This window comes from Microcella alkalica, assembly GCF_014137945.1.
GTDB classification, from domain to species: domain Bacteria; phylum Actinomycetota; class Actinomycetes; order Actinomycetales; family Microbacteriaceae; genus Microcella; species Microcella alkalica.
The window spans coordinates 300,558-313,518 of record NZ_JACGWX010000003.1; the positions used below are offsets into that span (position 1 = coordinate 300,558).

General features: G+C 71.7%; 11 protein-coding genes, 1 tRNA gene and 1 riboswitch. Of the genes, 5 read left to right on the plus strand and 7 right to left on the minus strand.

Going from position 1 to position 12,961, the window contains the following annotated elements; genetic code table 11:
• Window positions 1-37 precede the first annotated feature (37 nt).
• The 3 genes from FHX53_RS08270 to FHX53_RS08280 all read left to right on the plus strand — a co-directional run bounded on the left by FHX53_RS08270 (window position 38) and on the right by FHX53_RS08280 (window position 3,721).
• Window positions 38-2,680, plus strand: coding sequence for a transglycosylase domain-containing protein (locus tag FHX53_RS08270; protein WP_182490869.1), 2,643 nt, complete (start codon window positions 38-40; stop codon window positions 2,678-2,680).
• Window positions 2,667-3,623, plus strand: a complete 957-nt coding sequence (locus FHX53_RS08275; RefSeq protein ID WP_182490870.1) for a metallophosphoesterase — start codon at window positions 2,667-2,669, stop codon at window positions 3,621-3,623. Before FHX53_RS08270 ends, FHX53_RS08275 begins: the two co-directional genes overlap by 14 nt.
• Before the next feature lie 24 nt (window positions 3,624-3,647).
• A tRNA-Pro gene (locus FHX53_RS08280) sits at window positions 3,648-3,721 on the plus strand.
• 253 nt (window positions 3,722-3,974) lie between these two features.
• On the opposite strand, the gene FHX53_RS08285 is transcribed toward FHX53_RS08280, so the two are convergent.
• From FHX53_RS08285 to FHX53_RS08295, 3 genes are all read right to left on the minus strand, one after another.
• Window positions 3,975-4,643 (minus strand): thymidine kinase, encoded by a 669-nt coding sequence (locus FHX53_RS08285; RefSeq protein WP_182490871.1) that lies wholly within the window; start codon window positions 4,641-4,643, stop codon window positions 3,975-3,977.
• Window positions 4,643-5,299 carry a response regulator transcription factor gene (locus FHX53_RS08290; RefSeq protein ID WP_182490872.1) on the minus strand — a complete coding sequence of 219 codons (657 nt, stop codon included), beginning with the start codon at window positions 5,297-5,299 and terminating at the stop codon, window positions 4,643-4,645. The genes FHX53_RS08285 and FHX53_RS08290 overlap by 1 nt, the downstream gene beginning before the upstream one ends.
• A gap of 79 nt (window positions 5,300-5,378) precedes the next feature.
• On the minus strand, window positions 5,379-6,461 hold the full coding sequence (locus tag FHX53_RS08295) for an Rv2578c family radical SAM protein (protein ID WP_182490873.1): 1,083 nt from the start codon (window positions 6,459-6,461) through the stop codon (window positions 5,379-5,381).
• A gap of 78 nt (window positions 6,462-6,539) precedes the next feature.
• On the opposite strand from FHX53_RS08295, the gene FHX53_RS08300 reads away from it, so the two are divergent.
• On the plus strand, window positions 6,540-7,301 hold the full coding sequence (locus FHX53_RS08300) for a LamB/YcsF family protein (protein WP_182490874.1): 762 nt from the start codon (window positions 6,540-6,542) through the stop codon (window positions 7,299-7,301).
• Complete coding sequence (locus FHX53_RS08305; protein ID WP_182490875.1) at window positions 7,298-8,929, plus strand: 5-oxoprolinase subunit B/C family protein; 1,632 nt, start codon at window positions 7,298-7,300, stop codon at window positions 8,927-8,929. Before FHX53_RS08300 ends, FHX53_RS08305 begins: the two co-directional genes overlap by 4 nt.
• Window positions 8,930-8,939: 10 nt before the next feature.
• On the opposite strand, the gene FHX53_RS08310 is transcribed toward FHX53_RS08305, so the two are convergent.
• From FHX53_RS08310 to FHX53_RS08325, 4 genes are all read right to left on the minus strand, one after another.
• Complete coding sequence (locus FHX53_RS08310) at window positions 8,940-9,848, minus strand: bifunctional methylenetetrahydrofolate dehydrogenase/methenyltetrahydrofolate cyclohydrolase (RefSeq protein ID WP_182490876.1); 909 nt, start codon at window positions 9,846-9,848, stop codon at window positions 8,940-8,942.
• Between the two features lie 2 nt (window positions 9,849-9,850).
• A complete protein-coding gene (gene glyA / locus FHX53_RS08315; RefSeq protein ID WP_182490877.1) occupies window positions 9,851-11,125 on the minus strand; it encodes a serine hydroxymethyltransferase in 1,275 nt (424 codons plus the stop codon).
• A gap of 51 nt (window positions 11,126-11,176) precedes the next feature.
• Window positions 11,177-11,260, minus strand: a riboswitch (ZMP/ZTP riboswitch).
• A 46-nt stretch (window positions 11,261-11,306) separates the two neighbouring features.
• On the minus strand, window positions 11,307-12,581 hold the full coding sequence (locus FHX53_RS08320; RefSeq protein ID WP_182490878.1) for an MFS transporter: 1,275 nt from the start codon (window positions 12,579-12,581) through the stop codon (window positions 11,307-11,309).
• A 69-nt stretch (window positions 12,582-12,650) separates the two neighbouring features.
• On the minus strand, window positions 12,651-12,961 hold a 311-nt coding region (locus FHX53_RS08325; RefSeq protein WP_220476293.1), incomplete at its 5' end, for a hypothetical protein.

Consider the following 12,961-nt stretch of genomic DNA (forward strand, 5'->3'; position numbering starts at 1 on the left):
GGTCTTCCTCATAGGGTGATCGCGTACCCTTGAGTCTATGTCTGCGCAGAATCAAGGGGCTCCTGGCGCGATCCGCGCACTCTTCGGGATGGTTGCCCTGTCGGCCGTCGCGGGAGTGCTCGCCACCGTCATGGTCACGCCCGCGATCGCCCTCACCGGCATCGCGGCGAGCAACACCATCGGGATCTTCGACAGCCTTCCCGAGTACATCGAGATCAACGAGCTCCCGGAGCGCAACGCGCTCTACGCGCAGAACACCGCCAACCCGGAGGACGGCTACACCCGGATCGCGAGCGTGTTCGCGCAGAACCGCGAAGAAGTCGCCTTCGATCAACTGAATGACTTCGTGAAGAACGCCACGCTCGCGGGCGAGGACCGCCGGTTCTACGAGCACAACGGCGTCGACGTTCAGTCGGTCGTCCGCGCCGCCGTTGGCAACGTGGTCTCGGGTGGCATCGAGTCGGGCGCATCGACGCTCACGATGCAACTCGTCAAGAACATCTGCATTCAGGAAGCGCTGAAGACGGAGGACCTCGACCGGGAAGCGGCGCTCGCCGGGGTCGCTGACTGCCAGGTGTCGAGCCTGGAGCGCAAGCTCAACGAGGCCAAGCTCGCGATCAACCTCGAGAAGGAGTTCACGAAGGACGAGATCCTTCTCGGCTACCTCAACATCGCCGGCTTCGGGGGCAACACGTACGGCATCCAGGCGGCCGCCCAGGAGTACTTCAGCGTCAACGCCGTGGACCTCACCCTCCCGCAGGCGGCGAGCCTGATCGCGATCGTGCAGCAGCCCGGCGCCCGCTCACTCAAGGCTCCCGACAACTTCGAGGCGAACCAGGCGCGACGCGACGTGATCCTGGGCAACATGCTCGCCTACGACATGATCACGCAGGACGAGTACGACGCTGCTATCGCGATCCCCGTCGATGAGAACTTCGTCCTGCCGCAGCCGCCGCGCAACGGGTGCATCGCGGCGAACGACTACGCGCGGTTCTTCTGCGACTACGTCGTGCGCAACGTGGCCAACTTCGGGTCGCTCGGGCCCGACGCCGAGACTCGCCTCAGCGCATGGAAGACCGGCGGCATCGACGTGTACACCACGCTCAACATGTCTCTCCAGCAGGTCGCGTACGACGCCGTCCTCCGATACGCGCCTGCGGGCGAGACGCGCCTCCAACTCGGTGCCGTCGCAGTATCCGTGGAGCCGGGAACGGGTCGGATCCTGACGATGACGCAGAACAAGCTCTTCGACAACAGTGAGACCCCACCGGGCACGGAGTACACCGCAGTCAACTTCAACACGGACCGCGCGTACGGAGGCTCCAGTGGCTTCCAGCCCGGCTCGACGTACAAAATGTTCACCCTCATCGAATGGCTGAACCAGGGCCGAGGACTGCGCGAGATCGTCGATGCGTCGACGTTCGAGTATCCGTTCTCAGCCTTCACCAACACCTGCTCCGACATCGGAGTGGACGTCTTCGAGTTCGGGAATGACGAAGGTGCGGGAAGCTCGATGGACGCACTTCAGGCCACCCGGCGATCCGTCAACTCGGCCTTCGTCTCCATGGCCACGCAACTCGACCTGTGCGAGATTCGGAATCGCGCGGCTGACCTGGGAGTCCATCGTGCAGACGGAAACGAGCTGACCACCGTTCCGTCCTCCGTACTCGGCGTCGATGAGGTCGCGCCTCTCTCGATGGCCGCCGCGTACGCGGGCATCGCGAACAACGGCCAGTACTGCGAGCCCATCATGGTGGACCGCTTCGTCTCGCGCGAGGGAGAGGAGCTCCCCGGCCAGGCGCCCGTCTGCAACCAGGGACTCGACCCCGAGGTGGCCGCCGCGGCGGCGTCTGCGATGTCCACGACCATGGTCGACGGAGGCACGGCGACGCTGAGCAACCCGTTCGACGGAACACCGATCATCGGAAAGACGGGGACGACCGACCGATCGCGCCACACGTGGGTGATCACCTCCACCACGGAGTTCGCGACCGCGGTCTGGGTCGGCAACATCGTCGGCGACGCCCGCATCCGCCAGTACCAGAACCCCGAGGGCTTCTGGGGGGGCGAGCTACGCCACCGGATCATGCGCGAGATCCTCGGCGCCGCGAACGCCCAGTACGGTGGCGCCGCGTTCCCCGAACCGCCGGCTCGCCTGATCCGCGGAAGTGGCATCGAGCTGCCGAACCTGATCGGGCAGTCACCGTCCCAGGCGCGGGCCATCCTCGAGGGCCTCGGACTTCGGTACGGCGAGGGCGGGACGATCGACTCCGGCCAGCCGCAGGGAACGGTTGCGGCGACCTCGCCGTCGCCAGGCGCCGTCGTCGGCCGTGGCCTCATCGTGCGCGTTCAGCTCAGCAACGGCAATCTCGGCACCGTGCCTGATGTGACGAGCGCCGGCTTCGACGAGGCGCAGGCGCGAGCCGCCCTGCAAGGAGCAGGCTTCGGGAACATCGCCACCGCCTGCGTGCCGATCAACGGGGGCCCCGACCCCGCGCGCGAAGGCATCGTGGAGTCGCAGAACCCCGCGGCCGGCACCTCGACGAACCGCAGCACCCTCGTCACGATCGGCGTCGCGAGCCAGAGCTGCGGTTCAGGCGGTGGCGGGGGAGGCGGCGACAACGGCGGCGGCGGCGGCGGCTCGCCGGCTCCGTCGCCGAGCCCCGGTGACGGCGGTTAGCGCCCGGCTGGCGGCCGTCGCGGCTATCGCAGCCGCCACGGCCGCCGCCGTGTACGCGACGACGGTCGAGCGCCGCGCCTACGGGCTGCGCCGTGAGGTCGTCCCTGTGCTCTCCCCCGGCGCCGACCCGATCCGCATCCTGCACCTCAGCGACCTGCATCTCGCGCCGTGGCAGCTGGACCGCATCGACTTCGTGCGGTCGCTCACCGACCTTCGACCGGATCTGATCGTCAACACGGGCGACAGCATGGGCCACCCGGACGCGCTGCCCGCGTTGGACGAGGCGCTCTCCGTCTTCGACGGCGTGCCCGGCGTCTTCGTGCACGGCTCGAACGACTATTTCGCGCCGATCTTCAAGAACCCGCTTCGGTACTTCGTCGGGCCGTCAGGTTCCGGCGCCACCGCCGAGCCCGAACTGCTGGACATCGACGCGCTCGAGCGCCTGTACACCGGGCGCTTCGGGTGGCACTCGCTCAACAACGACGTCGCCCAGATCGCCGTGAACGGCTCGATCCTGGAATTCATGGGCACGAACGACGCCCACCGCGGCTGGGACCGCCTCGACGTGCTCCCGGGGCTCGTGGATGCTCTGCGCGAGCTCGACGAGGACGACAGTGACGACCCCGCCATCATGATCGGCGTCACCCACGCCCCGTACCAGCGGGTGCTCAACGCGTTCACGACGCAGGCCGCCGATGTCATCTTCGCTGGCCACACCCACGGCGGCCAGGTCGCTCTGCCCGGCTACGGAGCGATCATCACCAACTGCGACATCCCGCGCGAGCGCGCGCGCGGCCTCAGCATGTGGCACCACGCGCACCGGGCGGCGTTCCTCAACGTCTCGGCAGGCCTCGGGCACTCCATCTACGCGCCCTTCCGCTTCGCCTGCCCGCCCGAGGCTGTGCTCGTGACGCTCGTGCCCGACGACATCGGCTATTCTTGACAAGTTGCCGCTCGCGCGGCGCACCGGGGTATGGCGCAGCTTGGTAGCGCGCGTCGTTCGGGACGACGAGGCCGCAGGTTCAAATCCTGTTACCCCGACCGCATGAGAAAAGGGACCGCCCATCGGGCGGTCCCTTTTCTCATGTCGTCGTGTGTATCCGGACGCGAAGCTGCCCCCAGCAGGTGGGCCCACGCCGCCGGTAACGACGCAGCGCGAAGCGCTGTGGCGTCCGAGCGGTGGGGACAAATCCAGTGACGCGAGCAGGAGTGTCGCGGGGCCCGCGCTCCGAAGCCGCGCGAAGCATACGGCGGCCGCATCGCGGCAGCCGCCCCGCGAGCCTCTTCTGAGCAACTACGCGAAATCCGGATCCGGCCCCAGTTCCGCGCCCCCGAGCGCCACCGGCGCTCGCCACCCCGACGCGAGCGAGTCGCCGGACTCGTCGAGGTAGCACCCTCCGCACAGGCTCTCGTACGTGACATCCGCCCCGTCGATCGCGACCTGGTCGCCGTCGAATACGAACACGCCCCCGATGGTGCGTGCGTTGAAGACGGCTTTGCGTCCGCAGCAGCAGATGGTCTTGAGCTCCTCGAGGGAGTGGGCGATCTCGAGCAGACGGCGGCTTCCGGGGAACGCGGCGGTCTGGAAGTCGGTGCGAATGCCGTAGGCGATGACGGGGATGTCCTCACGGATGGCGATGCGCAGCAGGTCGTCGACCTGCTGCGGGGTCAGGAACTGCGACTCGTCGAGCAGCAGGCAAGAGACGTCGCGCGCCGCGGAGCGGATGACCGCTTCGCGCTCGCGCTGGAAGAGCGCGTACACGTCGTCGTCCGGGCCGATCGTGAAGTCGACGGCGCGTGTGACGCCGAGCCGGGAGATGATGAGTCGATCACCCTTCGTGTCGACGCGCGGTTTCGCGAGCAGAACCCTCTGCCCCCGCTCCTCGTAGTTGAATGCGGCCTGCAGCAGAGCCGTGCTCTTGCCGCTGTTCATCGCCCCGTATCGGAAGTACAGCTTCGCCATCAGCGCAAATGCCCGTCTTCAGCAGCTCGTCGGATGAGATCGGTCTTGCTGCTCGCGGGCCGCCCGGCGCGCGCGTACTTCTCCCGCACGCGGCGCAGGTACGTCTTCGCGGTCTCGTACTGGACGTGCATCTGCTTGGCGACCTCGGAGGTCGAGTTGCCGTTGACGTAGAGCACGAGCGCCTCGCGCTCGCTCGTGGAGAGCTTCGGTCGCGCCGGGTGCTGCGCTCCTGAGGGCAGCGGTCGCCAGTCGCGAGCGGGCTCCCCCGAAGACTCCATCCCCATCACCCGGCGCGCAGTCTCCATGACCTCGCCGAGCGGGAGCGCCTTCGACAGGAACGCCGACGCGCCGGCGTCGAACGCGCGGTCGCGGTCATCCGCGGTCTCGAGGCTCGAGAGCACGATCACCTTCGCCCCTGCCGCACGGCACGTTCGCACGCGGGCCTCGATCGAGACGGGCTCCTGCAGCTGGAAGTCGATGAGCACCAGATCGGTCGGGAAGCGATCGCTCTGGACGAGACCGAACCACGTCGACGCCGTGAGCACGAGGTCGAAGTCGGGGGCGTTGGCCGTGATCCAGGAGGCGATGCTGTCGAGCAGGAGCTCGTGGTCGTCGAGGATCGCGAGCCGCACCGGCGTCCGCGCACTCGGTTCCATGGGTCGACTCTAGAACCTCGGCCGCGACGCCGCGCCGCGCCGCGCGCGTCAAGACCGTGCACATCGCGGGAGGGGCGCGTCAGAACAGGGTCGCAGGCCCGGCGCTCACCGCGACGCGCTGACCGGCCGCGACCGCCGCGCCTGGCTGGGCAGCACGGCTGCGCACCGTGCCGGTCGCCGCATCGAGCGGACGCGAGGCGAGCCCGTGCCGTGCGCGCAGCTCGCGCGCGCGCGCGGCGAGCCACTCGCGGTAGCCGGCGGGGGCGTAGGGTCCGGCCGCGTAGAGGGCGCGGTAGCGGGTGACGAGCTCCGGATGCTCCCGCTCGAGCCAGGCGAACCACCACTCGCGCACGCCCGGCTTGAGGTGCAGCGCGGAGGTCATGACCGTGGTGGCTCCGGTCTCGCGGATGCGGGCGAAGGCCTCGTCGAGGTGCGCCCGGGTGTCGGTGAGATGGGGCAGGACCGGCATGAGGAACACGGCGGGGTCGAGCCCCGCGGCGACGGCGGCGGCGACGGTCGCGAGCCGGGCATCCGTCGAGGGCGTGCCCGGCTCGATCGAGCGCTGCAGCGCGTCGTCGTAGATGGCGATCGACATCGCGACGTCGACGGGGACGAGCTCGGCCGCGCGCACGAGAAGGGGCAGATCGCGGCGCAGAAGCGTACCCTTCGTAAGGATGCTGAGGGGCGTGCCGCTCTCAGCGAGCGCCGTGACGATGCCGGGCATGAGCGCATAGCGGCCCTCGGCGCGCTGGTAGGGGTCGGTGTTGGTGCCGAGAGCGACCGGGTGCCGCCCCCACGAGGCGCGGCGCACCTCGCGCGCGAGGACCTCGGCGACGTTGATCTTCACGACGATCTCGCGGTCGAAGCCCTCCCCGGTGTCGAGGTCGAGGTAGGCGTGGGTCGGGCGAGCGAAGCAGTAGACGCACGCATGCGCGCACCCGCGGTACGGGTTCACGGTGTGGCCGAACGGCAGCGCCCCTCCCCCGCCGGGCACGCGGTTGAGCGCGCTCTTCGCGAGCACCTCGTGGAAGATGAGGCCCGCGAACTCGGGCGGGCGGACCGTGCGCTGCAGGCCCGACAGGCGAGCGATCGCCGCCGTGCTCCCCAGGTCGGGCAGCGCGTCGGGGGTCGTCGTGCTCGTCGACTGGCCGCTCCACCGCATGCCCTACATTCGAACACATGTTCGATCGATGAGCAAGGGGGCGGTTGCCCGGCGCGCGCCGCGCCGTAGGCTCGCAGCATGCCCGCCATCGACCTCAACAGCGACCTCGGCGAGTCGTGGCTGCCCGAGATCGTGGGCGACGACGAGGCGATGCTCGCCCTCGTCTCGAGCGCGAACCTGGCCTGCGGAGCGCACGGGGGCGATCCGAACACGATGGCCGCCGCATGCCGCTCGGCGGTCGCGGGCGGCGTCGTGATCGGCGCACATCCCTCGTACGACGACCGCGAGGGGTTCGGGCGTCGCGACCTCGACGTCGAGCCGAGGGTGCTCGAGACGCAGCTGCGCGAGCAGGTCGCGCGCCTCGCGGAGACCGCCGCGGCGGCGGGCGGTTCCGCTCGCTATCTCAAGCCGCACGGCGCTCTCTATAACCGCATCGTCCACGACGAGGAGCGCGCCGAGGTCGTCGCGGGCGTCGCGGCCATCGCCGGGCTCTCCGTGATGGGGATGCCCGGGTCGGCGATCGAGCGCGCCGCGCTCCGGGCGGGCATCCGCTTCGTGACCGAGGCCTTCGTCGATCGCGCATACCGGCCCGATGGGTCGCTCGTGCCGCGGTCGGAGCCGGGTGCCGTGCTGCACGACGTCGCCGAGGTCGCCGCCCGCGCCGTGCGGCTCGCCGTCGACGGCGAGGTCGCCGCAGTCGACGGGTCGCTCGTTCGCATCGAGGCCGAGTCGCTCTGCGTGCACGGCGACACCCCCGGCGCGGTCGCGATGGCGCGCTCCGTGCGCGAGTCGCTCGCGGCCGCGGGCGTCGATGTGCGGCCCGTGCTCGGGTCGACATGAGCGCGGGCGGCGCCCAGAGCGCAGCAGGGGCGCTCGCTGCGCGCATCCTGCCCTGCGGCGATCGCGCGCTGCTCGTCGAGGTCGACGCGCTCGAGCAGTCGCTCGCGGCGCACGCCGCGCTCGCCGCGAGCGCGCCCGATGGCGTGCTCGAGCTCGTTCCCGCCGCCCGCACCGTGCTCGTGCGGCTCGACCCGCGCACGCTCGGCCTCAGGCACGCCGAGCACTGGCTGCGCGCGACCCTCGCCGCGGCCGACCCGGCGGCACCCCTGCCGGAGGGTCCGGTCGTCGCGCTGCCCGTCGTCTACGACGGCGACGACCTCGAGGCGGTCGCCGCGGTCTGGGGGTGCTCGCCCGCCGGGGTCGCCGAGCGGCACGCTCGCGCGGAGTGGCGCTGCGCCTTCGTCGGATTCGCGCCCGGCTTCCCGTACCTCGTGCCCGCCGCCGACGGTGGGGACCCGACCGCGGCCCTCCCGCCCGTCCCGCGCCGTGCGACCTCGCGGCCGGCGGTGCCGCCCGGCGCCGTCGCCCTCGCCGCCGAGTACACGGGCGTGTACCCGCGCAGCTCGCCTGGCGGCTGGCAGCTCATCGGCCGCACCGACGCCGTGCTGTGGGATGCCCGGCGCGACCCGCCCGCGCTCCTCCCGCCGGGCGCCCGCGTGCGCTTCGTTCCCGTGCGCGGGCTCGCGGCGGGGAGGCCCCCCTCGAGGGCCGTGCCCGCGACCACCGTGCCGACCGCCGCCACCGCTCGTTCGATCACGGTCGTCGACCCCGGCGCGCTCACCCTCGTGCAGGATCTCGGGCGCCCCGGCCGCGCGGCCCTCGGCGTGGGGGCCGCGGGCGCCTTCGATCGCGCGGCCCATCGGCTCGCGAACCGGCTCGTCGGGAACGACGAGGCGGCAGCCGCCCTCGAGGTGCTTCTCGGGGGGCTGACCCTCGACCTGCCGGCCGGCACCTGGGTCGCGGTCACGGGCGGCTCAGGGCCCGTGACGCTCGACGGCGCGAGCGTACCGCCGCGCGCGGCCGTGCGATCGGAGCGGGACGGCGCGCTCCTGCACGTCGGCCGCATCGACGCGGGGCTGCGCGCCACGGTGGCCGTCCGCGGCGGGGTCGACGCCCCGATCGAGCTCGGGTCGCGATCGCGCGACACGCTCTCGGGGATCGGGCCCGACCCGATCACGGCCGGGGGCATCCTCGCGATCGGCGACGCGATCGCCGGGCCCGTTCCGAGCGTCGATGTCGTTCCGGTGGGCGCCCCCGCCGACGGGCTGATCGACCTGCCCGTCCGCCCCGGTCCGCGGCGCGACTGGTTCACCGACGCGGCATGGCAGACGCTGCTGGGCGCCGAGTGGCGCGTCTCCGCGCGCTCCGACCGCACGGGCGTCCGACTCGAGGGCCCGGCGCTCGCGCGCACGGCGGCGGCGACCGGTCGCGAGCTGCCGAGCGAGGGGATGCTGCCGGGCGGCATCCAGGTCTCCCCCGACGGCGCGCCCACGGCGCTCGGCCCCGACGCGCCCGTCACGGGCGGCTACCCCGTCATCGCGGTCGTCGCGGATGCCGGGCTCGACGCCCTCGCGCAGGCGCGGCCCGGTCAGGCGGTGCGCCTCCGCCTCGTCGCGGGTCGGCCCTAGGCGCGGCCGGTCAGAGCCCCGCGACGCGCTCCGCCGTCTCGACGACGTTGGCGAGCAGCAGCGCGCGCGTCATCGGCCCGACCCCACCGGGGTTCGGCGAGACCCACGCGGCCACCGAGCGCACGTCGTCGGCGACGTCTCCCGCGATGCGCGACTGCCCCGTATCCGGGTCGGTCACGCGCGAGACGCCCACGTCGAGGACGATCGCGCCCGGCTTGACGTCGGCGGCCGACACGATTCCGGGCACGCCGGCAGCGGCCACGATGACGTCGGCCCGGCGCAGGTGCGCGGCGAGATCGCGCGTGCCGGTGTGCGTGAGAGTGACGGTCGCGTTGTTCTCGCGCCGCGTGAGGAGCGCGCCGATCGCGCGGCCGACGGTGACGCCGCGGCCGACGACCACGACATCCGCGCCCGCCCACGACAGCCCGTGGCGCTCGACGAGCTCGATGACGCCGCGGGGCGTGCACGGCAGGGGCGTGTCGATCGCGCGGTCGACGCGCAGCACGAGACGGCCGAGGTTCGTCGGGTGGAGGCCGTCGGCGTCCTTCTCCGGCGCCACGCGCTCGAGGATCGCGTCGGTGTCGATGTGCTTTGGCAGCGGCAGCTGCACGATGAAGCCCGTGACGGCCGGGTCGGCGTTGAGCTCGTCGATCACGGCCTCGAGCTCCGCCTGCGTCGTCGACGCGGGCAGGTCTCGGCGGATCGACTCGATTCCGACCTCGGCGCAGTCCTTGTGCTTGCCCGCGACGTACCAGCGCGAGCCGGGGTCATCGCCTACGAGCACCGTCGCGAGTCCAGGCACGATGCCGCGCTCGCGCAGGGCGGCGACCCGCGTCGTCAGCTCGGCCTTGATGGCGCGAGCGGTCGAGGTGCCGTCGAGGAGCTGGGCGGATGCGCCGGCGGGCCGGGGATCCGTCATGCTCACAGCCCCGGGTAGAGGGGGAACGCGGCCGTGAGCGCGTCGACGCGCCCGCGCAGCGCGGCGACGTCGGGGCTCGGCATGAGCGTGTGCGCGATGATGTCGGCGACCTCTGCGAACTCGTCCTCGCCGAACCCGCGCGTGGCGAGCGCGGGCGTGCCGATGCGCACGCCGCTCGTGACCATCGGCGGGCGGGGGTCGAACGGCACGCCGTTGCGGTTGACGGTGATGCCGACCTCGTGGAGGAGGTCCTCCGCCTCCTGGCCGTTGATCGGCGAGGTGCGCAGGTCGACGAGAGCGAGGTGCACGTCGGTGCCGCCCGTCAGAACGTTCACGCCGGCGTCGATCGCGTCGTCCTGCGTGAGGCGGTCGGCGAGGATGCGCGCGCCGGCGATCGTGCGCTCCTGGCGCTCGACGAACTCCGGCAGGGCCGCGAGCTTGAACGCGACGGCCTTCGCGGCGATCACGTGCATGAGCGGGCCGCCCTGCTGGCCGGGGAAGACGGCGGAGTTGAGCTTCTTGAACAGCGACTCGTCGTTGCTCAGAATGATGCCCGAGCGGGGGCCGGCGAGGGTCTTGTGCACGGTCGAGCTGACGACATGGGCGTGCGGTAGCGGTGAGGGGTGCAGGCCGGCAGCGACGAGACCCGCGAAGTGCGCCATGTCGACCCAGAGCTTGGCGCCCACCTCGTCGGCGATCGCGCGGAAGGCCGCGAAGTCGAGCTGGCGCGAGTACGCCGACCAGCCGGCGATGATGACGGCGGGCTTGACCTCGAGGGCCTTCGCGCGCACGACGTCCATGTCGACGAGCATCGTCTCGGGGTCGACGCCGTAGCTCGTGGCGTTGTAGACCTTGCCCGAGAAGTTGAGCTTCATGCCGTGCGTCAGGTGACCGCCGTGGGCGAGCTCGAGGCCGAGGATCGTGTCGCCGGGCTGCGCGAGAGCGTGGAGCACCGCCGCGCTCGCCGAGGCGCCCGAGTGGGGCTGCACGTTCGCGAACTCGGCGCCGAAGAGCGCCTTCGCCCGCTCGATCGCGAGGTTCTCGGCGATGTCGACGAACTCGCAGCCGCCGTAGTAGCGCTTGCCCGGGTAGCCCTCGGCGTACTTGTTGGTGAGCACCGACCCCTGCGCCTCGAGGATGGCGCGCGAGACGAAGTTCTCGCTCGCGATCATCTCGAGGGTGTCGCGCTGCCGGCCGAGCTCCTGCTCGAGGACGGCGGCGATCTCGGGGTCGACGATCGACAGGGGCTCATTGAACGAGCTGGGCAGTGCGGACACGGAGTGCTCCTCGGTACGGGCGGAGGCCAGCGGCCCTCGCAGGTCGGCCGGACGAGCGGCCCAGGCGGACGGCAGCTCACCGTGTCGGTCGCTCCCTGATGGTTCACCATCTCAACGCCAGTCGCGACTGCCCTCAGTCTACGGCGGTTTGACGGAGCGCGCGCCCGACAGCGGCAGAGACTCAGCCGTCGCGGTCGGTCGTCGGGATGGGCCCGGTGAGCGGTGAGCCGAACTCCGGCTCGCGTCGCGCCTCAGCGCGCCGGGCGGCGCGATCGCGGCGCGAGCGGGCGTCGACGACGACGAGCACGAGGATCGCGAGGACGATGACAACCGCCTCCACGACGGGCAGCACGAGCAGCCCCGCGCTGTCGAGCAGGAGGCCGCCGATGAGCGCGCCGCCGCCGATCGCGATGTTGAACGACGTCGTCAGCAGCGCCGCGCCGAGGTCGCGCACGCGCGGCGATGCGACATGCAGCAGCCGCGTCTGGAGGAGGGCGGGGATGCCGCCGAACGCGACGCCCCACACGACGATCGCGACGACGACGATGACGGGGATGCCCGGCGCGGCGGCGAGGACGGCCACCGACAGCGCGACGCCCGCGAGCATCCCGTACAGACCCGCGCGCGGGAACCGGCTGCCGACCACGCCGGCGAGCACGAGACCGATCGCGCCGGCGCCTCCGTAGAGGAAGAGCATGATGCTCACCGAGTCGCGCGGGAACCCCGCCTCGTCGATGATGAACGGCGCGATGTAGGTGTAGAAGATGTTGTGCCCCATGACGATGATGATCACGAGCAGGCACACGAGCAGCACGCCGGGGAAGGTCGGGTCGCGGCGAGCGGGAACGGGGATCTCCCCGGTCGCGAGGCTCACGCGGTGGTCGACGGCCGGCAGGAAGCGAAGCACGAGGAACGCCAGCAGCACGACCGAGGCGGCGATGATGCCGAACGCCGAGCGCCAGCCGAGCGCCTGCCCGATCGCGGTGCCCACCGGGACGCCGAGCACGAACGCCGTCGTGCCGCCGGCGCTCGTCACGGCGACCGCGCGGGCGATCTGGTGGCGCGGCACGAGGTGGCCGGCGTACGCGCCCGCGATCGCCCAGAACAGGCCGTGCGCGAGCCCGCCCAGCACGCGCGCGCCCACCAGCAGCTCGTAGCTCGGCGCGATCGCGGCGAGCACGTTGGCGAGAGCGAACACCCCGAGGACGCCGATCAGCAGCCACTTGCGCGAGTAGCGGTGCGTGAGCGCGGCGAGCGGGGCGGTCGTGAGCGCGACGGTCGCGGCGAAGATCGTCACGAGCAGGCCGATCTGAGACTGGCTGACTTCGAGGTCGCGGGCCATGTCGGGCAGGAGGCCCGTCGGCAGGAACTCGCTCGTGACCAGGACGAAGATCGCGACGGCGAGCGTCAGCAGGCCGATCCACGGGAACGGGCGATCGGGGTGCGGGGCGGTCATAGAGCACGGCTTTCGCGGTCGGCGTGACGGGCCGACAAGAACGGGGAGCCTCGAGTCGAGGCTCCGTGTCTACGCTAGTCGGCTCGTCGGCTCGTCGCGCGACACCGTCATGGCGAGCGCGGTGGCGGTGAGCGCCGCACCACCGAACTCCCCCGGCGACGAGTCCTCGGCGACGGCGAGCTGCTGGAGGCCGATGACCGCAGCGAGCGCGATCGTCGCGCGACGGGCTGCCTCTGACTCGTCGAAGCCCACCTGAACGAGAAGCTCCGAGAGGTCGTCGATGCGGCGGCGGGAGACGCGCAGCACCGCATCGCCGACGCCTTCCTCCGACGCCTCGACGTACAGCCTGGCCTCGCCGCCCCGGTGGGGGGCGGAGGCCG

Bases quoted from the DNA above. Each gene is read 5' to 3' on its own strand.
- FHX53_RS08270 (WP_182490869.1), top strand. From the start codon at position 38: ATGTCTGCGCAGAATCAAGGGGCTCCTGGCGCGATCCGCGCACTCTTC.
- FHX53_RS08285 (WP_182490871.1), bottom strand. From the start codon at position 4,643: ATGGCGAAGCTGTACTTCCGATACGGGGCGATGAACAGCGGCAAGAGC.
- FHX53_RS08290 (WP_182490872.1), bottom strand. From the start codon at position 5,299: ATGGAACCGAGTGCGCGGACGCCGGTGCGGCTCGCGATCCTCGACGAC.
- FHX53_RS08295 (WP_182490873.1), bottom strand. From the start codon at position 6,461: ATGCGGTGGAGCGGCCAGTCGACGAGCACGACGACCCCCGACGCGCTG.
- FHX53_RS08300 (WP_182490874.1), top strand. From the start codon at position 6,540: ATGCCCGCCATCGACCTCAACAGCGACCTCGGCGAGTCGTGGCTGCCC.
- FHX53_RS08305 (WP_182490875.1), top strand. From the start codon at position 7,298: ATGAGCGCGGGCGGCGCCCAGAGCGCAGCAGGGGCGCTCGCTGCGCGC.
- FHX53_RS08310 (WP_182490876.1), bottom strand. From the start codon at position 9,848: ATGACGGATCCCCGGCCCGCCGGCGCATCCGCCCAGCTCCTCGACGGC.
- FHX53_RS08320 (WP_182490878.1), bottom strand. From the start codon at position 12,581: ATGACCGCCCCGCACCCCGATCGCCCGTTCCCGTGGATCGGCCTGCTG.